Origin of the sequence: Geobacillus sp. LEMMY01 (assembly GCF_002042905.1) — a bacterium.
GTDB classification, from domain to species: Bacteria; Bacillota; Bacilli; order Bacillales; family Anoxybacillaceae; genus Geobacillus; species Geobacillus proteiniphilus.
In genome coordinates this window covers 44,156-66,257 of sequence record NZ_MVKA01000014.1, presented here as the reverse complement: position 1 = coordinate 66,257, position 22,102 = coordinate 44,156, and the positions used below count along the sequence as shown (strand labels likewise).

General features: G+C 52.3%; 23 protein-coding genes. 8 read left to right on the top strand and 15 right to left on the bottom strand.

What is annotated here, in order from left to right; all coding sequences use genetic code 11:
* Positions 1-126 precede the first annotated feature (126 nt).
* Positions 127-1,206: an FUSC family protein gene (locus tag B1A75_RS08700; RefSeq protein ID WP_074043158.1), complete on the top strand. Its 1,080-nt coding sequence runs from the start codon at positions 127-129 to the stop codon at positions 1,204-1,206.
* A gap of 13 nt (positions 1,207-1,219) precedes the next feature.
* Here the strand turns inward: B1A75_RS08700 and nikC are convergent, their stop codons facing one another.
* The 9 genes from nikC to fabL form a co-directional block, all read right to left on the bottom strand.
* Positions 1,220-2,119, bottom strand: coding sequence for a nickel transporter permease (gene nikC / locus B1A75_RS08695; protein ID WP_079936056.1), 900 nt, complete (start codon positions 2,117-2,119; stop codon positions 1,220-1,222).
* A gap of 15 nt (positions 2,120-2,134) precedes the next feature.
* Positions 2,135-3,139, bottom strand: a complete 1,005-nt coding sequence (locus B1A75_RS08690; protein WP_079936055.1) for an ABC transporter permease — start codon at positions 3,137-3,139, stop codon at positions 2,135-2,137.
* A gap of 70 nt (positions 3,140-3,209) precedes the next feature.
* Complete coding sequence (locus tag B1A75_RS08685; RefSeq protein WP_033024735.1) at positions 3,210-4,814, bottom strand: ABC transporter substrate-binding protein; 1,605 nt, start codon at positions 4,812-4,814, stop codon at positions 3,210-3,212.
* Positions 4,811-5,833 (bottom strand): ABC transporter ATP-binding protein, encoded by a 1,023-nt coding sequence (locus B1A75_RS08680; protein ID WP_033024734.1) that lies wholly within the window; start codon positions 5,831-5,833, stop codon positions 4,811-4,813. Before B1A75_RS08680 ends, B1A75_RS08685 begins: the two co-directional genes overlap by 4 nt.
* A complete protein-coding gene (locus B1A75_RS08675; protein WP_033024733.1) occupies positions 5,799-6,824 on the bottom strand; it encodes an ABC transporter ATP-binding protein in 1,026 nt (341 codons plus the stop codon). The genes B1A75_RS08680 and B1A75_RS08675 overlap by 35 nt, the downstream gene beginning before the upstream one ends.
* A 760-nt stretch (positions 6,825-7,584) precedes the next feature.
* A complete protein-coding gene (gene ntdP, locus B1A75_RS08670) occupies positions 7,585-8,118 on the bottom strand; it encodes a nucleoside tri-diphosphate phosphatase (RefSeq protein WP_013146310.1) in 534 nt (177 codons plus the stop codon).
* Positions 8,119-8,252: 134 nt separating this feature from the next.
* Positions 8,253-8,462 carry a YgaB family protein gene (locus tag B1A75_RS08665; RefSeq protein WP_013146311.1) on the bottom strand — a complete coding sequence of 70 codons (210 nt, stop codon included), beginning with the start codon at positions 8,460-8,462 and terminating at the stop codon, positions 8,253-8,255.
* A gap of 227 nt (positions 8,463-8,689) precedes the next feature.
* Positions 8,690-8,881, bottom strand: coding sequence for a gamma-type small acid-soluble spore protein (locus B1A75_RS08660; RefSeq protein ID WP_011229970.1), 192 nt, complete (start codon positions 8,879-8,881; stop codon positions 8,690-8,692).
* Between the two features lie 58 nt (positions 8,882-8,939).
* Positions 8,940-9,689: an enoyl-[acyl-carrier-protein] reductase FabL gene (gene fabL / locus B1A75_RS08655; RefSeq protein WP_013146312.1), complete on the bottom strand. Its 750-nt coding sequence runs from the start codon at positions 9,687-9,689 to the stop codon at positions 8,940-8,942.
* Positions 9,690-9,749: 60 nt separating this feature from the next.
* Between fabL and B1A75_RS08650 the strand changes: the two genes are divergently transcribed.
* Positions 9,750-9,974: a hypothetical protein gene (locus tag B1A75_RS08650; protein ID WP_033024730.1), complete on the top strand. Its 225-nt coding sequence runs from the start codon at positions 9,750-9,752 to the stop codon at positions 9,972-9,974.
* Here the strand turns inward: B1A75_RS08650 and mutY are convergent.
* The 4 genes from mutY to B1A75_RS08630 all read right to left on the bottom strand — a co-directional run bounded on the left by mutY (position 9,971) and on the right by B1A75_RS08630 (position 13,858).
* Positions 9,971-11,071, bottom strand: a complete 1,101-nt coding sequence (mutY, locus tag B1A75_RS08645) for an A/G-specific adenine glycosylase (protein ID WP_033024729.1) — start codon at positions 11,069-11,071, stop codon at positions 9,971-9,973. The two genes, B1A75_RS08650 and mutY, sit on opposite strands and share 4 nt — an antisense overlap.
* A gap of 105 nt (positions 11,072-11,176) precedes the next feature.
* Positions 11,177-12,442: an L-lactate MFS transporter gene (locus B1A75_RS08640; RefSeq protein ID WP_014194917.1), complete on the bottom strand. Its 1,266-nt coding sequence runs from the start codon at positions 12,440-12,442 to the stop codon at positions 11,177-11,179.
* Between the two features lie 16 nt (positions 12,443-12,458).
* Positions 12,459-13,250, bottom strand: coding sequence for a formate dehydrogenase accessory sulfurtransferase FdhD (fdhD, locus tag B1A75_RS08635; RefSeq protein ID WP_079936054.1), 792 nt, complete (start codon positions 13,248-13,250; stop codon positions 12,459-12,461).
* A gap of 260 nt (positions 13,251-13,510) precedes the next feature.
* Positions 13,511-13,858, bottom strand: a complete 348-nt coding sequence (locus B1A75_RS08630) for a Na-translocating system protein MpsC family protein (RefSeq protein ID WP_044732308.1) — start codon at positions 13,856-13,858, stop codon at positions 13,511-13,513.
* 262 nt (positions 13,859-14,120) lie between these two features.
* On the opposite strand from B1A75_RS08630, the gene fdhF reads away from it, so the two are divergent.
* From fdhF to B1A75_RS08605, 5 genes are all read left to right on the top strand, one after another.
* Positions 14,121-17,084, top strand: a complete 2,964-nt coding sequence (fdhF, locus tag B1A75_RS08625) for a formate dehydrogenase subunit alpha (RefSeq protein ID WP_079936053.1) — start codon at positions 14,121-14,123, stop codon at positions 17,082-17,084.
* Positions 17,077-17,565, top strand: coding sequence for a helical membrane plugin domain-containing protein (locus B1A75_RS08620; RefSeq protein WP_074043161.1), 489 nt, complete (start codon positions 17,077-17,079; stop codon positions 17,563-17,565). Before fdhF ends, B1A75_RS08620 begins: the two co-directional genes overlap by 8 nt.
* A 514-nt stretch (positions 17,566-18,079) precedes the next feature.
* The gene (locus tag B1A75_RS08615; protein ID WP_074043177.1) at positions 18,080-19,063 is read left to right on the top strand and encodes a metal-dependent hydrolase; all 984 of its coding nucleotides are present in this window, start codon (positions 18,080-18,082) and stop codon (positions 19,061-19,063) included.
* 107 nt (positions 19,064-19,170) lie between these two features.
* Positions 19,171-19,332, top strand: a complete 162-nt coding sequence (locus B1A75_RS08610) for a small, acid-soluble spore protein K (protein WP_079936052.1) — start codon at positions 19,171-19,173, stop codon at positions 19,330-19,332.
* Positions 19,333-19,399: 67 nt separating this feature from the next.
* Complete coding sequence (locus B1A75_RS08605) at positions 19,400-19,561, top strand: YpzG family protein (RefSeq protein WP_074043162.1); 162 nt, start codon at positions 19,400-19,402, stop codon at positions 19,559-19,561.
* 75 nt (positions 19,562-19,636) lie between these two features.
* On the opposite strand, the gene B1A75_RS08600 is transcribed toward B1A75_RS08605, so the two are convergent.
* Positions 19,637-19,978 carry a YfhH family protein gene (locus B1A75_RS08600; RefSeq protein WP_011229957.1) on the bottom strand — a complete coding sequence of 114 codons (342 nt, stop codon included), beginning with the start codon at positions 19,976-19,978 and terminating at the stop codon, positions 19,637-19,639.
* Between the two features lie 169 nt (positions 19,979-20,147).
* Complete coding sequence (gene recX, locus B1A75_RS08595; RefSeq protein ID WP_033024724.1) at positions 20,148-20,957, bottom strand: recombination regulator RecX; 810 nt, start codon at positions 20,955-20,957, stop codon at positions 20,148-20,150.
* Between the two features lie 93 nt (positions 20,958-21,050).
* Between recX and B1A75_RS08590 the strand changes: the two genes are divergently transcribed.
* Entirely contained in the window at positions 21,051-21,968 is a 918-nt protein-coding gene (locus tag B1A75_RS08590; RefSeq protein WP_033024723.1) for a TIGR01777 family oxidoreductase, read from the top strand.
* The last annotated feature ends 134 nt before the right edge of the window (positions 21,969-22,102 follow it).

The following is a 22,102-nucleotide window of genomic DNA, read 5'->3' as shown; positions in this document are numbered from 1 at the left end:
ATAACAGCAATTTCCCAACGCCCCGCCTTCATCGTCGGGGCGTTATATTTTCCTTGCGCACATAGGATAAAACTGTGTATAGTACTGAATGGTTCACCAAAACAAAAAGGAGAGTTTTGATCATAGATGAAACTCGGTGCCCGCATCTTTAAAACGGGGATCGCAGTGGCGCTCGCCTTGTTCTTAGCAGCGCTCTTCCAGTTTCCATCGCCGGCGTTCGCCGGCATTTCCGCTGTGTTCGCCATGCAGCCGACCATTTACCGTTCGTATTTGTCGCTGATCGAGCAAGTGCAAGCGAATGTGATCGGCGCCTTGTTCGCGATCGCGGCGGTTCTCGTCCTTGGGCGCGATCCGTTGATCGTCGGTTTGACGCTGATGATCGTCATCGCCATTTGCCTGAAAATGCGCCTTGAATCATCGACGATTTCCGTAGCGCTTGTCACAGTCATTGCGATTATGGAATATACAGACCGCCAGTTCATCGAATTTGCGGCCATCCGCTTTTTAACGATTATGCTTGGCATTTTCGCCGCCTTTGTCGTCAATTTGATTTTCTTGCCGCCCAAGTATGAAAAAAAGTTATATGAAAAAATCAGCGAAGAAACAGAGGCCATTTTAAAATGGATCCGCCTGCATAAACAGCAGGCAGCCGACCATCATCATTTAAAAGAAGAAATTGAAACGCGGCACGAAGAAATGACCAAACTTGAGCACCTATATTTTATGTACAAAGAAGAGCGCACGTATTTTCGGCGCCAACGCTTCCAAAAATCGCGCAAGCTCGTGTTGTACCGGCAAATGATAGCAGCGGCCGATCGGGCTTTATCGGTCTTAAAATGGCTGCACCGGCTCGAAAACGAGTTCAGCCGCTTGCCCGCCGAGCTTCGTCAAGCCATCTGCCTGCACCTTGGTTGCTTGCTTGACTACCATGAGCAGCTGTTGCTGAAATTTATCCATAAGGCAAAGCCGCTCCCTCACAGCAGACGGGCCGAGGAAATTCATCATCAGCGCGAGCGGCTCACTTCCGCCTTTTATTCGGACGGCCAGCCGCCGGGCGATTATCGGTTGTTTTCTTTAATCGGAGCGATCATTGACTATGGGGATCGCCTCGAACATTTAGACAAGCTTATCGATAGTTTCCACCATTACCATTACGATGACACGCTGGAAAAAGAGCTGGAAAAGTCAGCAGGCGGCCGCTCATAGCGGACCGCCTGCTTCAATTTTTCATCCGTGGGTCAAGCGCATCCCGCAACCCATCACCCATTAAGTTAAAGCCAAGCACCGTCAGCATGATCGCCAATCCAGGGAAAATCATCGTCCACGGCGCCTGAGTCAAGAAATCTTTGGCGTCCGATAGCATTTTCCCCCACTCCGGATTGGGCGGTTGCGCCCCCAAGCCTAAAAAGCCAAGTGCGGCCGCTTCGATAATGGCCGTGGCGATCGCCAGTGTCCCTTGAACGATGATCGGCGCGAGGCTGTTGGGCAAAATATGATGGATTAAAATGCGCCAGTCGCTCATGCCGATCGCTTTCGCTGCCATAATGTATTCTTCTTGCTTAATGCTTAGCACGCGAGAACGGATGAGCCGCCCAAAGTTCGGTACATTAATTACAGCGATGGCGATGAGGGCGTTTTGCAAAGACGGCCCGAGCACAGCGACGATGCCGATCGCCAATAAAATGCTCGGAAACGCCAGCATAATGTCAAACAAACGCGAAATCACCCCATCAATCCAGCGCCCATAGTAGCCGGCGACAATGCCAAGCAGCGAACCAACAATGACCGAGCCGAGCACGGAAAAAAATCCGACCCACAGGGAAATGCGGGCTCCATATATCACGCGGGAAAAAATGTCGCGGCCAAAATCATCGGTGCCGAACCAATGCTCGCTAGAAGGCGGCTGCAACCGCTCGGCCAACTGTTGGTCTTTATAATCATACGGTGCCAGCCACGGCGCCAAGATGGCGACAAGGATAAAAAACAAAACGATCCCAGCACCGACCAAGGCGATTTTATTTTTTCGAAACCGCCGCCATGCTTCTTTCCATAAAGAAACCGATTCCGTCTCCCTAATCGCCGCCGGCGGTGTTGCCGGCGTGCGCGCTAGTTCAGCCATAGGCGCCCTCCCTCCTTAATTGTACTTAATGCGCGGATCAATGATCGCATAAAGTAAATCAACGATCAAATTAATAAAAATAAAAATGGTGGCAATGATCAAAATGCCCGATTGGATCACCGGATAATCCCGATACCCGATTGCATCATAAATATAGCGTCCGATGCCGGGCCAACTAAAAATGGTTTCCGTCAAAATCGCACCGCCAAGCAGCAGTCCTGTTTGCAGCCCAATGACCGTCAACACGGGAATAATGGCGTTTTTCAACGAATGTTTGTACACGACCCAAAACATGCTTAACCCTTTCGCACGAGCGGTGCGAATGTAGTCGGATTTCATCACTTCCAACATGCTCGAACGCGTCATGCGAGCAATAATCGCCATCGGGATCGTCGCTAGAGCCATACTCGGCAAGACAAGATGTTGAATAACTTGCCAAAACTGATCGGTATTCCCAGACAGAAGTATATCGATCAGATAAAGATGAGTGATCGGCTCAACAGGGTTGCGTACGTCCTCGCGACCGGACGTCGGCAGCCAATCAAGTTCAATCGAAAACAGCCACTGCTCCATTAAGCCAAGCCAAAAGATCGGCATGGAAACACCAATCAATGCCAACACCATCGCAATATAATCAAACCATGAATTTTGAAACCAAGCGCTAATAATGCCGGCGTTCACGCCAATAATCACCGCAATCAGCATCGCCGCCAGCGACAGTTCGATCGTCGCCGCCAAATACGGCCAAATTTCTTCGGCGATGGGGGCGCCGGTGCGGATCGACTCGCCTAAGTCACCGTGCAGCAAGCCGCCGATGTATTTGACATACTGCACATACCATGGCTCATCTAACCCAAGCTTATGGGTCAAAGCCGCTACAGCCTCTTTCGTCGCTTTTTGCCCTAAAATGACTTGCGCCGGGTTGCCCGGAATGGCTCGGATCATAAAAAAGACGACAAGCGACATGCCAAACAACACCGGGATCACCATCAACACCCTTCTCACAGCATACGACAGCACCTGACTCTCCCTCCCTTAACATGCGGCAAACAAAGAGGGGAAGATGCGCTCCTTCCCCTCTCTCAGTCGATTATTTAAACTCGACTTTCGTAAACTTATCCGAACCGGTCGGATGCGGGTTAAAGCCTTGGATATTCGCCTTGCCGGCCAACAGTGGAGTTGAATGGACGAGCGGAATCCATGGCGCTTCTTCTTTAATGATCTCTTGCGCTTTTTTATACAGCTCGTTCCGTTTGTTTTCATCGCTCACCGTTTGCGCTTCGACCAAAATTTTATGCAGCTCATCATTCGAGAAATAGGTGTAGTTGTTGCTGCCAATGCTGTCTTTGTCAAGGAGCGCATACAAGAAGTTATCCGCATCACCGTTGTCGCCCGTCCAGCCGAGCAGGAAGGCGTCCGCTTCCCCTTTGGCGAGCTTGTCTAAATAGGTCGCCCATTCATACGTCACGATTTTCGCTTTCACGCCGATTTTGGCAAAATTCGCTTGAATGGCCTCAGCGATTTTTTGCCCGTCCGGCATATACGGACGCGGCACCGGCATCGCCCACAGTTCGATTTCAAAGCCATTCGGATAACCCGCTTTCGCAAGCAGCTCTTTCGCTTTATTCAAATCAAACGGATAGTCTTGAATCGCATCGTTGTATCCCGGGATGCTGGGCGGCATCGGGTTTTTCGCCGGTTCCGCCTGGCCGGCGTAAAACGCATCGATGATCGCTTTCTTGTCAACCGCGTAGTTCAACGCTTGGCGAACCAACTTGTTTTTCAGCGGCCCTCTCGTCGCCGTCAGTCCGACATAGGCGACGTTCATCGACGGGCGCTTGAAAATTTGAAACTCTTTGTTTCCTTCCACTTGTTTTAAGTCCGTCGGATTCAAGTCTTCCATGATGTCGATTTCGCCTTTTAAGAGCGCATTGAGACGCGCCGAGTTGTCCGGAATGGACACGAAGATGAGCTGGTTCAGCTTTGGATAGCCTTTTTCCCAATAGTCTTTATTTTTTTCAAGTACGATCCGTTCGTTCCGCTTCCATTCTTTAAAGACGAACGGGCCGGTCCCGACTGGGTGTTCGCCAAACTTGTCGCCGTATTTTTTCACGGCTTCTGGGCTGGCGATTGCAAACGGCGTCATGGCGAGATTTTTCAAAAATGGAGCTTGCGGCCGTTTCAGCACAAATTGCACCGTGTACTTGTCGAGCGCCTTTACTTCTTTAATCACATGGCTGTCATCATTTTTGTAACCGCCAAACATCGATCCGTAATACGGAAACTTGTCGGCATTGCCGTTCGCCCAACGCTCGAAGTTAAAGACCACTGCATCGGCGTTAAACTCTGTCCCATCATGAAACTTGACACCTTGGCGCAGTTTAAACGTATAGGTCAGTCCATCCTTCGAAATCGTCCATTCCGTCGCCAACGCCGGCTTGACGGACGTATCGTTGTCGTTGTAATCAAGGAGCGTATCAAAAATGTTTTTCGTTACTTTCAGCGACTCCCCATCCGTCACAGTCGCCGGGTCGAGCGACACCGAATCACCGCCGCGCCCGTACACCAGCGTATCCTGGGTCGACGGTTTGTCACTGCCACCCCCTGCGGTTTGCTTCGACTTGCCGCAGCCAGCTAAAACAAGCATGACTGCCAGCATCATGGCAAGCCACGTAAACCATGGTTTTTTCCTCATCGTGTTTCCCCCTTGTGTTTCATTTGTTTATCATCACGTTGCTCACCTGTTGGCTCGTATAAATGGCAAGCAACGTAATGTCCATTGGCCACTTCTCGCAATTCCGGACGCCGCTGGCGGCAAATATCCATACAGGATGCGCAACGCGTATGGAACGCACACCCTTGCGGCGGATTCGCCGGGCTTGGCAAATCGCCGGAAAGCAACTGTCGTTCTGTTTTATGATCAGGATCTGGAATCGGCACAGCGGACAAAAGCGCCTGCGTATACGGATGCTTCGGCGATTCGTATAACGACTCGCTGGCCGCCAGTTCAACCATACGACCCAAATACATGACGCCGACCCGGTCGCTGATATGTCGAACGACCCCTAAATCATGGGCAATGAAAATATATGTAAGCCCAAACTGCTTTTGCAAATCTTCAAGCAAATTGAGAACTTGCGCTTGAATCGATACATCAAGCGCCGACACCGGTTCATCGGCGATGATCAGCTTCGGATGGGTCATCAACGCTCGCGCAATGCCGATGCGCTGACGCTGGCCGCCGCTGAACTGGTGGGGATAGCGTTTGGCATGATACGAACCGAGCCCGACCACCTCGAGCATCTCCCGCACTCGCCGCTTCCGTTCCTCTTTTGATCCAATGCCGTGGACGATAAGCGGCTCTTCCAAAATTTTTTCGACTGTATGGCGCGGGTTCAGCGAAGCGAACGGGTCTTGGAAAATCATCTGCATATCGCGCCGCAACCGGCGCAGCTCCGCTTTTGATAAAGCGGTTACATTCTTCCCTTCAAATAGAATCGAACCGTCTGTCGGCTCAATGAGCCGTAGCAGCATTCGGCCCGTCGTCGACTTGCCGCAGCCCGACTCGCCGACAATGCCAAGCGTCTCACCGCGGTACACGGTGAATGTCACATCATCGACCGCTTTGACCGTCCCAATTTGTTTGCCAAAAACGCCCCCGGTAATGGGAAAGTATTTTTTAAGCCCTTTCGCTTCGAGCAGCGGTTCGCTCATCAACCAGCCCCTCCTTCTCTAACGCCAAAAAACAGCGGGCGCGATGGCCTTGTTCACTCGTTTCGTACAATAGCGGATCTTCGTGGCGGCAGCGGTCAACGACCCATTCGCACCGAGCGGCAAACCGACAGCCGCAGCGGACCGTTCCGGGTTTTGGCACTTGGCCGGGAATGGAATACAGCCGCTCCTTTTTGCCGCGGATATCCGGGATCGAGCGGATCAAACCGGCAGTGTACGGATGCTTCGGATTGCGGAAAATGTCCCGAACGCTTCCTTCTTCCACGATTTGGCCAGCGTACATGACAATGACGCGATCGCATAGTTCAGCGACAACTCCCAAATCATGGGTGATCATCATCACTGCCGTGCCGAACGTCCGGTTCAATTCTTTCATCAGCGCTAAAATTTGCGCCTGAATGGTCACATCAAGCGCCGTCGTCGGCTCGTCCGCGATCAAGAGCGCCGGACGGCACGCCATCGCCATCGCAATCATCACACGCTGGCGCATGCCGCCAGACAACTGATGCGGATATTCGTCCAACATTTGCTCAGCGCGCGGCAGCCCGACAAGCTTGAGCATCTCCACCGCCCGCGCTCGCGCTTCTTTTTTCCCTATTTTTGTATGTAAACGAATAGCCTCGACTAATTGGTTTCCAATGGTAAACAATGGATTTAAGGAAGTCATCGGCTCTTGAAAAATCATCGCGATCTCGTTGCCGCGAATTTGCTTCATCCGCCGCTCCGAGACTTCGATCAAGTTCTCGCCTTTAAACCAAATCTCACCGCCAACCACCTTGCCGATTCCTTTTGGCAACAACCCCATAATAGACAATGACGTCACACTTTTCCCACACCCGGACTCCCCGACAATGCCAAGCACTTCGCCTTCACGAATGGAAAAATCTACACCATCGACCGCCGGGATCTCCCCATCATCCGTAAAGAAAGACGTCCGAAGCCCACGAACTTCCAATAAAATCTTTTCCCCCATCACGCTCCCCTTCTCTCATTCGATTTTGATGAAACTTTTGCTCTCTGAATAAAATTATGCCATGTATTGTTTTCTAATAACTCACATTTCGCACCCTGAATAAAAATTCGAAATAAGCCCGATTTGACCGAATAAAAATTAATTATTTTACAATTTTTGTATAAAAAATTATTTTTATGCGAATATTTGGGTTATTTTTTGTATATTATGCAAAGGTTGCGAAATATGAGTTCTAACACAATATAATATTATAAAAAATTAAAATTATTGAAAAACGAAAAATAATAAAATAACGAGGGGATGAAACAATTCCTCGTTGACCTTATTTGTTGTAAAGATGCACGCACCTTGAACGACCATTTTCACGCCGGATAGATTGCAAAAATAGCGCATGGAGATTTTTTATCATAATTTCTAACGTCTCATTCCATTTTTGCCTCCAAATCAACTGATCACTCCTGCTTGACCGTCACCATTCCTCATGCATGCGGGAAAAAGCAGAAAAACTGCCGATTTGCGAACAGGATTTTTCATGTCGCTATTTATCATCTCTAATCGAGACCCCTGCTTTTAAGCATAAGCGTTAGCAAGGCAGCCCAACCGTGGGACGCACGAGGATGGCTTGACTGACAACCTGCCGTAGGGCGGGTGTTCCCGACAATCCCCCGCCTCACCATCAGCTCTTCATGCGTGCCGCTTTCGACAAAAAAGCAGAAAAAACCTGCCAGCGATGCCGAACAGGCTTTTTTCATGCCGCTATTTACGTTTGGTACGCCTGAAACACTCCGTACCATTTGTCGATGAACTCGGGCGCAAACGGCCCTTTCCGCTCCTTAATCCAGCCGATCAGTTTTTGAACGTTGTTTTTTAAAATGCGGTCGATCACATCGGGATAGTGCATTTCGCGGCGATGCCGCTCATACTCATCTTCATCCAGCAGCATGTACGTCATATCGGGAAACACTTTAATATCCAAATCATAATCGATGTACTTCAGCGCTTCTTCATCCCAAACGAACGGCGAGCTTAAATTGCAATAGTAGTATACCCCGTCCTCACGAATCATGGCGATAATGTTAAACCAATGCTTAGCATGAAAAAAACAAATCGCCGGTTCGCGCGTCACCCACGTCCGGCCGTCCGCTTCCATGACGAGTGTTTTGTTATTGCCGCCGATCACATACGATGGCGTCCCTTTTAATACGACCGTTTCCTGCCAAATGCGGTGAATCGTCCCATTATGTTTGTAGCTATGGATTTGAATGATTTTCCCTTCCCGAGGGTAAGCTGGCATCATTCTTCCCTACTTTCCGATGGGAGCTTCTTCGTTATATTATACCCTGTTCCTTTTGCAAAAGGAAAGAAAAGCAGGCCGCCTTACTGAGGAAAAGGCAACTGGCGCGTTGGCTCAAGGACGCAGCCTGTCCGTCAGACACCGGATGCCATCTGCCCTAAAAATGCGCGGCGGATGGCTTCCACCTCCCGTTTCATTTGCCGCACTTCCTCGCGCAAGGCGGCGGTCGGCGCTTCACGTTCGAGTTCATCCAACTGGCGGGTGATCTCCTCGCAACGCTCCATCTCCTGTTGCAAAAACAGCGCCTCGTCGCCTACATTCGTCCATGCGTGCTCCATCGCCATTCCGTTCTCCCTTCCCCTTTGCCGTGTGATTTCCTTTCATCATTTCGCGGCCGCATCCACAAATTCCTTTCACTAATCTCGTAAAGAGAGGACAGCTTTTGTCGACAAAAAAAGCAGAGGCGCGCCGCCCCTGCTTTTGCCTTCCATCTTCGGCCTATCGCCTGCGCTCTTGTAGCAACATACGCCGTCGTCACAACCGCCAGGCGTCAGCCATGGATGATCGTTGGTTATTGATTGACATTTTGCGCTTTGCGGGCTTCCGCTTGCGCATTTTGTTGTTTTACGTGTTGCACATTCGTCTCAGCCGCAAATTCCGTCGCAAATTGGCCAGCTTGAGCGGCTTGAGCCGATTGGGCATTTTGTTGTCTTACTTCTTGAATGTTTGTGCCAGCTGCTGTTTTGTTCGGTTGTTTGGCCATTGTTCTCACCTCCACGTGCTTTACTATGCCCCGGGGGTGATCGTTCTATCCGCTGACGTTACAAAAGTAAAGATCTTCCACCATCGACAATGATCGTCTGCCCGCGAATCATCTCGGCTGCATCCGAGAGCAAAAACAAAACCGCGTTGACGATATCATCGGGTTTGACCGGGCGGCCAGCCGGCGTGTTCGCAGCCGCGTCGGCGAGCAGCTCTTCACGGTTCGGGAAGTGCTTCAGCGCATCGGTATCGACCGCCCCGCCGGAGACGGCGTTGACGGCGATGTTTTTCGGCGCCAGCTCGACAGCCAAGTAGCGGGTCAACGCTTCAAGCGCGGCCTTCGAGACGCCGACCGCCGTATAGTTTTCCAAATAGCGGATCGACCCGAGCGAGCTGATGCTCACAATTTTCCCGCCGCCGACCCGCTCCATTCTTTTGGCCGCTTCCTGGGCGCAAAACAAAAGCGCTTTGCTGTTGATGTTCATCGTCCAGTTCCAATGCGTTTCTTCCAATTCCATCGCCGGGCGCAAGACGCCGGATGCGGCGTTGTTCACGAGCACGTCGACCCGCCCGAACACCTCATCGATTTGGGCAAACATGGCGTGAATTTTCTCAACGTCGCCGACGTTCGCTTTGACGACGAGCGCTTTTCTCCCGAGCGCTTCAATTTCGCGCGCCGTTTCTTCGGCGGCTGTTTTGCTGCGGGCGTAATTGACGACAATATCATATCCTTCCTTGGCCAGCCGCAAAGCGATCGCTTTGCCAATGCCGCGGCTGCTTCCAGTCACCACCGCTACTTTTCCACTCATGTTTTTCTGCTCCTTTACATATAATATAGCCGAATTCCGCAAACGAGGGAGGCGCTGCCTATGTACGTCGGCCGCGATATGACTGAGCTGTCCATGATTCCGAAAACGGAATGGACCGATGACGAGCTCTCTTATTTTCATCATTCGTTCCAACAAATCGCTCCGTATTTAAACTCCGAAGGACAGACGATCCACCGTGAAATCATCGAGGAAATCGAAGCGCGCGGCGGCCTTGGGCGCCGTGAAGCAACGTATACACACGGCACGATGCCGGTGCCTGATTAATCGGGGCGGCGTACTCCGCCCGCCCATTCTTTATATTCGCGCCAAACACGTTGATGGGACACCGGAAAGGCGTACGCTTCGAGCTCATCTTCAGACACAAGCCGAAAAGGCTCCTTGGTGGACTCGCTGCTGATCAGGCGGCCGGGAAACACCGTCAACTGCCAGACTAAATGGGAAAACGCATGCTCAAACGAAGCAATCGGTTCTGTAAGCTCCACTTGCAAACCGTATTGCTCCCCAAACATTTTCTCGAGTTTCTCTTTTCCATCTGCGCCGTCCATTTCGCAGCTGGGGAACTCCCATAAGTTCGCAAGCAAACCGGTGCTGTCGCGCTTGCGGATGAGAATGCGGCCTTCATGGTCGGCCAGCACAGCGACAGCGAGCGGCACTTGTTTGACCGCTGTTTTTTTCGTTTTCACCGGCAGCTCTTCCGCCACCCCTTCGGCGAACGCTTGGCAGTAGGCTTGCACCGGACAAAGAAGGCACGACGGGCGGCGTGGCGTGCAAACAAGGGCGCCGAGCTCAATCAGCGCCTCGTTAAACGCTCCCGGGTTTTCGTACGCCATAATTTCGCGGACGATTTGTTCAAATCGTTTTCGCGTCGACGGTTTGGCAATATCGTCTGTCACGAGAAACAGACGCGACAAGACACGCATCACGTTGCCGTCAACAGCCGGCTCCGGCACGCCATAAGCGAGGCTCAACACCGCCCCGACCGTATACGGTCCGACTCCTTTCAGCTTAGAAAATTTATCCGGATCGTCCGGCACTTTGCCGCCATAGCTCGTTTTCACTTCTTTCACCGCCGCGTGCAAGTTGCGCACGCGCGAGTAATAGCCGAGCCCTTCCCACGCCTTCAGCACCTCGTCCTCATCAGCGTCAGCGAGCACCTCCAGCGTCGGAAATTGCTCGATAAACTGTTCAAAATACGGAATGACCGTCTCGACGCGCGTTTGCTGCAGCATCACTTCCGACACCCATACTTTATATGGGTCGCGGTCTTTCCGCCACGGCAGGTCGCGGCGCTCGCGGGCGAACCAGTCAAGCAAATCGCGCTGAAACTCGCGCGCTGGAAATCGCTCTGTTTCTCTTGTCATTCAAAGTTTCCCCCATGATGCCTATTATCCATATCCACCTCATTATATCAAAAAACCCCCGGCGTGGCTTGCCGCACGCCGAGGGAAAACGGAAGGAAATCGTTCTCAACTTTCCTTAGCCGCAGAAACATAGGCGATTTGTTCATGTTGGGCGCGCAATCGGCGAATATCGATGCGCACGAGCAACGAGATGATGAAAGCGATGACAAACAATCCGCCAAAAAAGGCCAAACTTCCTTCATAAGAACCGGTCGTGTCTTTAATATACGCGGCAAACATCGGTCCGACAAGACCAGCCGCGGCCCAAGCGGTCAAAATATAACCATGGATGGCACCGAGTTGCTTTGTTCCAAACAAATCGCCGATATACGCCGGGATACAGGCGAATCCGCCGCCGTAGCACGTATAAACAATCGTCAGCATCACAACAAACAGCCATTTGATGGACACGTTCGGCAACAGGAAGAAAATCAAGATTTGCAAAACGAAAAACGTCGTATACGTATTCGGCCGCCCAATATAATCAGAAGCCGATGCCCAACCGATGCGCCCTAACCCGTTAAACACCCCAATGGCGCCAACTAATGCCGCCGCGGCCGTTTGGCTGATGCCGATGCTTTCCACCGCCAACGGTTTGGCCACCGCTAAAACGGCAATGCCGCACGTCACGTTAATAAACAACATGAACCATAAATACCAAAACCGTCTTGTTTTGACCGCCTCATTGGCCGTCAATTGCGCCAAATCAAGCGAAGGTTTGGCTTTTCCGGCCTTCACTTTTTCCTGAAATCCTTCCGGCAGCCATCCTTCCGGCGGTTTTTCTAAATAAAGAGAAGATAACGTCATAATAACAAAATACGTAATGCCTAAAATGAAAAACGTATTTTGAACACCGACGGAGGCAATCAAACTGTTCATCACCGGACTCGCGATCGCTGCGGCAAAACCGAACCCCATAATCGCCAGCCCTGTAGCCAACCCGCGCCGGTCTGGAAACCATTTGACAAGCGTTGACACTGGCGCAATATACCCGACGCCGAGCCCGATCCCACCTAAAACGCCATAAAACAGATAAAGAAGATACTTGGAACCGAGAGCAACAGCTAATCCAGAACCAGTCACCCCGAGGCCAAAGAAGATGGCGGCCAATAGCCCGGATTTCCGCGGTCCGTGCTTTTCAACAAAATGGCCAAGGAAAGCAGCCGACAATCCTAAAAATAAGATCGCAATGCTGAACGTGAGCGCCACTTCCTGGTCCGACCATCCAAACAATTGTTTTAACGGATTGGTAAAATTGCTCCACGCATAAACAGACCCAATCGAAATATGAATGCCGACGGCGGATAAAGCAATGAGCCAACGGTTTTTCACAGCCTCTCCTCCCCTTTCATCCGATTATGATCCGACTCTCATGCGTATACACGTTAAACGCCTGCCCGCGCAAAAAACCAACCACTGTTATGCCGAGTTCATCCGCCAAATCTAAGGCCAGCGTCGTCGGCGCCGATTTCGAGAGCAGGACGCTCACTCCCATTTTCGCCGCCTTTAACAGCACTTCCGACGAGACGCGGCCGCTGAATACGATGAGCTTGTCTTTCACCGCAACTTGATGACGCAGGCAATAGCCATACAGCTTATCAAGCGCATTATGACGCCCGATGTCAGAGCGAATCACGACCATCTCATCCGGTGTGGCGAGCGCGGCGTTGTGAAGACCGCCCGTCGCCGCAAAGTCCGTCGACTGCTCGTGCAGCGCTTCCATGAGGCGAATGCAGTCATCCGCCTTCACGGCGATGCCGCCGACGATCGTTTTCGCCGTCTTCACATCATTGTAAAAATAAAACTGCCGACTTTTTCCGCAACACGAGCCGATGAACCGCTTGGCGTAAAACTGTTTGGCCGGCAGTCCGCCTGCGGCGAGTTCGACATAAGCAAAGCCCCGCTCCCCATCAATGGTCATCCCTTTGATGTCGCTGTACGTCCGAATGGCTCCTTCCGAGGCCAAAAATCCGATTACCAATTCATCTAGATGCGCCGGCGTGCAAACGATCGTCGCAAACTCCTCGCCATTGACCGTTATGGTCAACGGAAACTCGAGCGCGATCTCGTCCTCTTCCTCAACAAAGCGCCCGTTCCGGTATTTCGCAATCGGTCGCCGTTTCGCCGCAAACCCGCTCACCTTGCCATTCCCCCTTTCCACGCAAAATAAAACCGCCGCCTTCCGGACAAGAGGACAAACTCACCCCTGTCAGCGAAAAGCGGCGGTAGTTTGCGCCCAGCACTTCTGCAGCGAAACCAACGCACATCCGTTTCCGAAACCTGCCTGCCAAGCGGCAAAACCGTTTAGCCGGCAAGGCTTCTACTATTTTCATCGTGCTAACTATTCATAAGCATACCACGAACAGTAACGAAAAACAATTGTTTCTGTTCACAAAATCGTCACAATTCAATCGGTTTTTCAAATACAAAAACGGAAACAGCCATATCCTCTTCCACTTTAATATCACTGAACAAATAAAGAAGCTTCGAACCGACAAGCTCTTCCATGCCGTCCGGCACATGCTGGGCGTACACATCTTGGATCATTTTCGTTCTCGCTGCATGCACCATGTCCCGCCCTTCCGGCGTGCGGGCGATAAATTTTTCCGTCGGCGTCAAATTGCCGTGCAAAATGGTGATCGCCAAATTGTCAACAAAATACGTTTTGATCCGCTCCGGCCCTTTCCCAAACAGCTGTTTGCGCACTTTGCGCACAATATCGTTGAAAGCGGCTTCTTTTCTTGACATTCTCATCCCTCCTTGCGGTCAGCAGAAAAACTTCCGGCCCATCCGTTGTGTTCTTCCTTTCGCCGTACTATAATAAACTATAGCAAATGTATACATAGTGGAAAAATAATAAGGCAAGAAGCTGCCTTGTTATTTTTCTACTAAATATAAAAAGTTTGGATTGGTTGTTTAGTATCGTTATGCTAAAGAACTACTCCACCCACGATGAAGCATTCGTCTCGTCGCTGGTGGAGTTTTTTATTTTGACAAAGGGGGAGCGACGATGGAAGCGCAAATGGTGACGGTAACCATCAACGGGCGTGCCTACCGCGCTAAGCCAGGGGTGACCATTTTAGAAGTCGTCAATGAACACGGTCTTCCGCATCCGCAAGTTTGTTATACGCCGGAGCTTGGCGCCATTCAGACATGCGACACGTGCATCGCTGAAGTCAACGGAACGCTGCTTCGTGCCTGTGCGACGCCGGTTGAGGATGGCATGGTCGTCGAACTCGGCTCGCCGCGGGCAAAGGCAGCGCAAAAAGAAGCGATGGACCGCCTGTTGGAAAATCATCTATTGTACTGTACGGTGTGCGATAACAACAACGGCAACTGCAAGCTGCACAACACGGCGGAAATGATGCAAATTGAACATCAAACATATCCGTACCGGCCGAAAGTCGACCCGTCCGAGGTGGACATGTCGCATCCGTTCTACCGCTACGACCCGAATCAATGCATCGCCTGCGGGCAATGCGTCGAGGCCTGCCAAAACTTGCAAGTGAACGAAACGCTTTCGATCGATTGGGAAGCGGAACGGCCGCGCGTCGTTTGGGACGGCGGGGTGCCGATCAACGAATCGTCGTGCGTCAGCTGCGGGCATTGCGTCACCGTCTGTCCGTGCAACGCGTTAATGGAAAAATCGATGCTTGGCGAAGCCGGCTTTCTGACTGGCTTGGACAAACAAGTGCTCAACCCGATGATCGACTTTGTCAAGGAAGTCGAGCCAAACTATACGAGCATTTTCGCCATTTCTGAAATCGAGGCAGCCATGCGCGAACAACGGATCAAAAAGACGAAAACTGTTTGCACGTTCTGCGGCGTCGGCTGTTCGTTTGAAGTGTGGACGAAAGGGCGGAAAATTTTAAAAATCCAGCCTGTATCCGAAGCGCCGGTCAACGCCATTTCCACATGCGTCAAAGGAAAATTCGGCTGGGATTTCGTCAACAGCGAAGAGCGCCTAACGAAACCGCTCATTCGCAAAGGCGACGTGTTCGTCGAGTCGACATGGGAAGAAGCGCTCGACTTGGTCGCGGAAAAGCTCGGGGCGATCAAGCGGCAATACGGCGGCAACGCCATCGGTTTTATTTCATCGTCGAAAATTTCCAATGAAGAAAACTATTTAATGCAAAAGCTCGCACGGCAAGTATTTGAAACGAACAATGTCGACAACTGTTCGCGCTACTGCCAGTCGCCGGCGACCGATGGCCTGTTCCGCACGGTCGGCATGGGCGGCGATTCCGGCACGATTCATGACATCGCTTCAGCCGGCCTTGTCATCATCATCGGCGCCAACCCGGCCGAGGGGCATCCGGTCATCGCCACCCGCGTCAAACGGGCGCATAAACTGTTTGGCCAAAAACTCATTGTCGCTGACTTGCGCCGAAATGAAATGGCCGAGCGGGCTGACCTGTTCATCCGCCCGAAACAAGGCACCGACCAAGTATGGCTGATGGCCGTGACAAAATACATCATCGACCAAGGCTGGCACGATGAGGCGTTCATTCGCGAGCGCGTCCATTTCTTTGAAGAGTTTAAGCAATTGCTGGAAAAATATACGCTTGATTATGCCGAACAAGTCACTGGCGTCGCCAAAGCTGACCTCATCCGCATCGCCGAGATGATCCATGAAGCAGACGGCACGTGCGTCCTCTGGGGCATGGGTGTGACGCAAAACACGGGCGGCAGCGATACATCGGCGGCGATTTCCAACTTGCTTTTGGCAACCGGCAACTACGGGCGCCCAGGCGCCGGCGCGTTCCCGCTCCGCGGCCATAACAACGTCCAAGGCGCCTGCGACATGGGTTCGCTTCCCGCTTGGCTGCCTGGCTACCAACATGTCACCGATGACGCGGCGCGCGCGAAGTTTGAAAAAGCGTACGGCGTCCGCATCGATGCGAAACCAGGCCTTGACAACATCCAAATGCTCGAAGCGGCCGAGCGCGGCGAGCTGAAAGCGATGTATATCATCGGCGAAGATATGGCGCTGGTCGACTGCAACGCCAACCATGTGCAAGAGACGTTGGCGAAGCTTGACTTTGTTGTCGTTCAAGACATTTTCTTGTCAAAAACGGCGCAATTTGCTGATGTCATCTTGCCAGCAGCGCCAAGTTTGGAAAAAGAAGGAACATTCACGAATACGGAGCGCCGCATCCAACGGTTTTACCAAGCGCTGGAGCCTCTTGGCGACTCCAAGCCAGACTGGTGGATCATTCAAGAAATCGCGAAGCGGCTTGGCGCCGATTGGAATTACGCCGGTCCGAAAGAAATCATGGATGAAATCGCCAGCCTCGCTCCACTGTACTCACAAGCGCATTACGACCGGCTTGAGGGCTGGAACAGCCTTTGCTGGGGCAGCCACGACGGCGCCGATACGCCGCTGTTGTACAAAGAGCGGTTCAACTTCCCGGACGGCAAAGCCCGCTTTGCGTTAGCCGATTGGGTCGAACCGGTGCAATATCCGGAAGAGTACGATTTGCTCGTCAACAACGGCCGGCTGCTTGAGCATTTCCATGAAGGGAACTTGACGTACAAATCCAAAGGCATCGAGCATAAATTCCCAGAAGTGTTCGTCGAAGTATCCCCTGAACTCGCCAAAGAGCGCGGCATTGAAGATGGGGCGCTCGTCCGGCTCATCTCGCCGTACGGCCGCGTCAAAGTGCGCGTGCTCGTCACCGATCGAGTCAGAGGCAATGAACTGTTCTTGCCGATGCACTCCACAGCCAATGAGAGCGCCATTAACATGCTGACCGGCCCGCAGACCGACCATCGCACGAACACGCCGGCTTACAAACAAGCCCGCGTGCGCATGGAAGTCATTGAACGATCCGGCAAGACGCCGCTGCCGCGCACAAATCCGCGCTTTAAAAAGCGGCATCCGCAAAACGGCGTCGAGGTGGAGCGGAAGTGGCGGCGAAGCGACTACGTGCCGCTCACCGAGGAAAACAAGGGGGTGACGATCGGTGGCTAAGCCGATTACCACCATTCAAAAGCGCCAAATGACTGAGGAAGAAAAACGAGCTGAAGCGCTGGCCAAGCTAAAAGCCGCTGTCGGCGACAGTGAAGAGGCGGTCCGCGAGCTCTTGGAGTTCATCGAGCAGCTCCATGAAAGCGGCCTGCTCGAAGCGGCCAACGCCTTGTTAAAAGCGCGGGAAGACGTGGCGAAAATCGTCGTCGGCCAGCTCAACCAAAAACCGGTGACAACAATGATCAACCACGCATTCGCCATAGCTGGCCTTGCTGCTTCACTTGATCCGGAGAAAACGGCGAAACTGCTTGAGCACATCGCCGCCGGCGCGCTGGAGGCGTACGAACAAAACTCCGCCGAAACAAAAAAAATCGGGTTGTTTGATTTGCTTAAAGCGCTCAATGACCCGGACATCAACCGCGCGATCCGCTTTTTCCTGTCCGCTCTCAAAGCGATCGGCAAACGGCTCAGAAATGACGGCTAATCGATCGGCTGGCAGAGAAAAGGACGGTTGACCAATGAGCCGCCGAAAGGACGGACGGCGAACCGATCTTCCAGCAGAATTGAATGTTCCCCCACTTACACCTATATAAGCGTTGAAGTGGGGAGCTTCTCCGTTCGAGATGATCAACGAAGCGTCCCGCCTCATGCGGGGCGCTTTTCGTTGTTTGGCTGAAGCGCTTCCCTTTTCGTCTGACGAATGGCTTTCTTCCTGTTTCCTTTTCTCACTCCACTGTCTATCAATCGTTTCCTTTTTTGAAACTTTGTGAAATTGGTCGTTCCGCCTCTCGCCAACGATTGTCACCGTATGATACACTAGCCATAACCTTGTTTGTCTCTCGCCTCCTTTCGGCCAATGCCTCAAACGGTTATTGGCTGAACACAAGGTGGGGCATACTAATAGTTGCATGAAAAAGAAAGATGTGCTCCGGCCGAGAGACAACAGACAGTTTCCATCCGAACATGCAACGATGCTGCAAGAAGGAGGCGCCTTCACGTTGGATACAGGCACACATGTTTTGATGGGGGTGGCGCTCGGCAGTCTTGCTTCACTTGACCCTGCGATCGCCCACGATCCGCTCTTATCCCACGCCGTGTTGATCGGCGCGCTCGCTGGCTCGCAAGCGCCGGATATCGATACGATTTTCAAATTGCGCAACAACGCCAAATATATTCGCAACCATCGCGGCATCACCCATTCGATTCCCGCCGTCGTTCTTTGGCCGCTGCTCATCGTCAGCGTGATGGCCGCCATCTATCCGAAAACGGATTGGCTTCGCGTTTGGCTTTGGACGTTTGTTGCCGTCGCCTTGCACGTGTTTGTTGACATTTTTAACTCTTACGGAACCCAGGCGTTGCGCCCGTTTACAAAAAAATGGATCGCCCTTGGCGTGATTCATACGTTTGATCCGGTCATTTTTGGGCTTCATTTGGTTGGCGTCGGCGGCTTGTTTCTCGGCGCCCATCCAGGTTATACGTTTCTTGTCGTCTACGTGCTTATCGCTGCGTATTATGGGCTTCGCTTCCGCCAGCAGGCCAACATCAAACGGCTCGTGCGCGCCTCGATCGCCGGGGTGACCGAGATCATCACCGTACCGACATGGCGGCCGCGCGAATGGCATTTAGCCATTTCAACCTGCGACGAATTTTACGTCGCCCGCGTCAAACGCGGCGAGCTCATCATCCTTGACCGCTTCCAAAAGCGTGCGCTTCCCGACCATCCGGTGATGAACGCCGCCAAACGCGACGAAAATATCGCCGCTTTCTTATCTTTTTCCCCGGTTTACCGTTGGGAAATGAACGAATACGATGATTACTACGAAGTGCGCTTTACTGATTTACGCTATCGAAGCAAAGGGTATTACCCGTTTGTCGCTGTCGTCCAGCTCGACCGCGATCTCAATATTGTCAGCTCATACACCGGCTGGATTTTCAGCGAAGGCAAACTGCGCAAAAAGCTCGAACTTGCTCCAAACGGCTGATGGGCTCCGCCCCAATCATTGCCACACATAAGCGCTACAGGGTGTCCCATAATAAAAATACGTGTTGGCCATCCAACACGAGCACGCCGTTAAGGAGGGAATGTGCCGTGCGGAACAAAGCGCACAACTTCCCGAACCAAAACAACAACAAGTTCGAAGGCGAACCGCGCGCCAAGGCCGAGTACGCCTCGAAGCGGGCCGACGGCACGACCAACACCCACCCGCAAGAACGGGTGCGCGCCTCCGGCGAACGAAGCGATTTCTTTTAACATGAAGGGGGAGCACGGCATCGTTCGCCGCACTCCCCCGGCACATTCCGCAGCGAGGTGAACAATCATGGGTCACCATCGGCGCAAAAAATTTTATGACAACTTTTACTCCAATCCGTTCGGGCAGCCGTGGGCCAATCCAAAACACGCCCACTCGCAAGTAAACGGCGAAACGCAACAAACGCTTGACCTCATCATTTTAGAGCGGCAGACGCGCAAGCAGTCGTAGCGAAACAACCTAGGGAGACACCCTCCCTAGGTTTTTAGGCTCTCTTTCCGTCCGACTGTGAACTTGTCCCGCCCATCATGATTGAGGCAAATTCGGTTTACGAAGTAGTGAAATCGGCAGCGCCTCCTCCTCACCATTTCCTTTCAGCCGCCATCCCCAGGCGAACACTCCTTTTAAATAGCGGACTTTGAAATATTCCCCAGGCGCCCCTTCAATTTCATAAATCTCCCCAGGATGAAAATCAGCTGGATTAAGCATATACGCCTTCGCCATGGCGATTTTCCGCTCGTAGACGGCGTATTCGTTCACCATCCCCATCTGCTCCGCCTTGCGTGCCTTTTCCGTCAACATGGCGATTTCTTGTTGCAGTTCTTCTTTCGTCATTTCGCTGTACCGTTTTTGTTCTCCTTTGATCATAGGCAAGCCTCCTTTTTGAGCATTCCGGATGGATCGTTTTCATCCACATGGAACTCGGCAAAAGGTTCAGAACATCTCTTGATTTATGGAACTGGAACGATTTTGTGATCAACATTCAACGACAAAACTGATAATATCCCCTAATTTTTTCAAATCCTTTCATTCGAGATCACTCGTCATTACCGTGCATGCGCAGCCATTCATTGATCAAGTCAAGTGCGAATCCTTTTCGGTACAGGGCTTGGCGCATCTTTTGCTCATAAAGCGGCCGCGGGTGGTGCGCATAACGGCGGTGCGCTTTCTCCGCCTGAACACTGAGCGCCTCCCGTTCTTCTTGTTCAGTATGAGCGCCGCCATCCGCCAAAACGGCGGCAATCACCTCATGCGGAAACCCTTTGCGCATCAGCTGCTGCCGCACCCGTTCCAAAAACGCGCGAGCCGATTCAGCCCGGCGCTGTTTTTTCGCTTTTTCGTAAAGCGAGCGGGCGATGGCCATCTGTTCATCCAACGTATACTCCGCCAAACTCTGCTCGATCAAGCAGCCCAAAACACCGAGCCGTTCCAGTTCGGCGCGGATGAGAAGCGGCCCTTTCGCCGCCGTCTTTTTTTGCGTGCGTACGTAAGCGGCGGCAAACGCCTCGTCATCGACATACCGCTCGGCGCGAAGTTTTTTGAGCACTTCATCAATCACCGAATCCGGAGCGCCTTTTTTTCGCAAGTGTGCGGCGACCTCATGCTCCGAACGCATCCGGCGCGCCAAAAAGTAAAACGCCTGTTGATACGCCTTTTTCACCTCATCGGCATACACAATATGTTGAAGCAGGTCGTCGCTGATCTCCATCCCTTTTTTCAAGCGGAATTGAAGCAATACATCTTGATCAACTGTCAATCTCAACGACGGTGCGCCGTCACGGTGCACGACAATCCAAAATCGTTCAGCATTTTGTTCGGTTACGACAATGTCGGCAATCGTTCCCATTGTTTGTCCCCCTTATCTTTTATCGTATCATAAGCAGGAACTTCTGACACCAAAAGCGAAGTCATAAAATAAACCAATGGAAGGGGAATCAAGATGCGTATCGCCATCAACGGCGGCACTGGGCTGATCGGCCAGGCGCTCGCCCGCCATTTTTCCAAGCAAGGACATGAGATTTACATTTTCACCCGCTCTCCCAAACCTTCCGAAGGCAACATTCATTACCTTTCCTTCGACGACCACCGAAAGCCGGCAGCTGTCGATGTCGCCATTAATTTAGCCGGGGAGCCGCTCAACCGAAAACGTTGGACATCGAAGCAAAAAGAGATCATCCTTGGCAGCCGTCTTCGCGCCACCGAAGCGATGGGCCGCTACATCGATTCACTGTCCCGTCCCCCGTCGTTGTTTATCAACGCCAGCGCCATCGGCATTTACGGCACTTCGGACTCCGCAACATTTACCGAGCAAACGACCGATTACGGCGGGGACTTTCTCGCCCAGACCGTCCAAGCATGGGAAGCGTCGGTCCGTCCGATCGAGCAGCTTGGCGTCCGCACCGTCTACGCTCGCTTTGGCGTCGTGTTTGCCCGACATGGCGGCGCGTTGCCGATGATGATCAAGCCGTATCGGTTGTTTGTCGGCGGCCCAATCGGCAGCGGGCGGCAATGGCTGTCGTGGATTCATCTTGAGGACGTCGTGCGCGCGGTCTCGTACATCATCGAACACGAGGAGTTGTCCGGCCCCATCAATTTCACCGCGCCCCATCCAGTGCAAATGGACGAGTTCGGCCGCACGGTCTCCCGCCTTCTTCGCCGCCCGCATTGGCTTCCGGTTCCCGTTTGGGCGCTTCGCCTTCTCCTTGGCGAAATGAGCATGCTCGTCACCGAAGGGCAGCACGTCATTCCAGAGAAGCTATTGCAAGCCGGCTTCCGCTTTTCGTTTCCAACGTTGGAAGGCTGTCTCACCGATTTGCTTTTGCCCCATGACCGACAAAAAATATCCAAAAAAAATTAACAAAAAAACAATTCCCTTTTTGCCTCCGATCGTGTATGATAAAGTAGACCTTAGGCTAGTTGTCGTCATAATCGCATACGGACAGGAACAAGGGGAAGGCAAATGGTGCGCCACCAGCGCTCGCGCTGGTCCTA